Here is a 514-nt window from a genome sequence, read left to right on the forward strand (position 1 = left end):
ATCACCAGCACCACCGGTGGCAACTACGAGAAGCTGGATACCGCAGGTAATCCGGTGACCACCGTTACTGATGGTCCAGGCACCGATGACACTACCGGTCTGAAACTCACTGCCACCGGCTCCGTCGCCGAAGGCGGCGACATCATCTACACCGCCACGCTGACCAACCCGGCTGGCACCGAAATGAAAGTCACCCTGAGCAATGGTGAAGTCATCACCATCGCGGCAGGTCAGACCGAGGGCAGCATCACTGTTCCAGCGCCGGAAGACGACGTCTACCACCGATACCATCGACACCAGCACCGTCACGCTGACCGCTACCCCAAGCGTCACCGAAGGCGGCGTTGTCACCTACACCGCCTCCGTCACTGCTCCGGTGACTGGCTCCGCGCTGGTGATCAACCTGGCCAACGGTCAGCAGATCACTATCCCTGTGGGTTCCAGCTCGGGAACCGTGGACTTCGTTGCACCGAACAACGTGCACACCACCAATCCGGACCTGACCAACAGCATC

Annotated in this window: 1 protein-coding gene and 1 pseudogene; both read left to right on the top strand. The window is 60.7% G+C overall.

Annotated elements, in window-relative coordinates:
* Positions 1–54: 54 nt before the first annotated feature.
* A pseudogene (locus tag UB48_RS28430) lies at positions 55–231 on the top strand (immunoglobulin-like domain-containing protein); the annotation flags it as partial.
* On the top strand, positions 203–514 hold a 312-nt coding region (locus UB48_RS28435), incomplete at its 3' end, for an immunoglobulin-like domain-containing protein (RefSeq protein ID WP_306764916.1). The pseudogene UB48_RS28430 and the gene UB48_RS28435, both read left to right, overlap by 29 nt.

This window comes from Pseudomonas sp. 2(2015), from assembly GCF_000955865.1.
In the GTDB taxonomy this organism is placed as follows: domain Bacteria; phylum Pseudomonadota; class Gammaproteobacteria; order Pseudomonadales; family Pseudomonadaceae; genus Aquipseudomonas.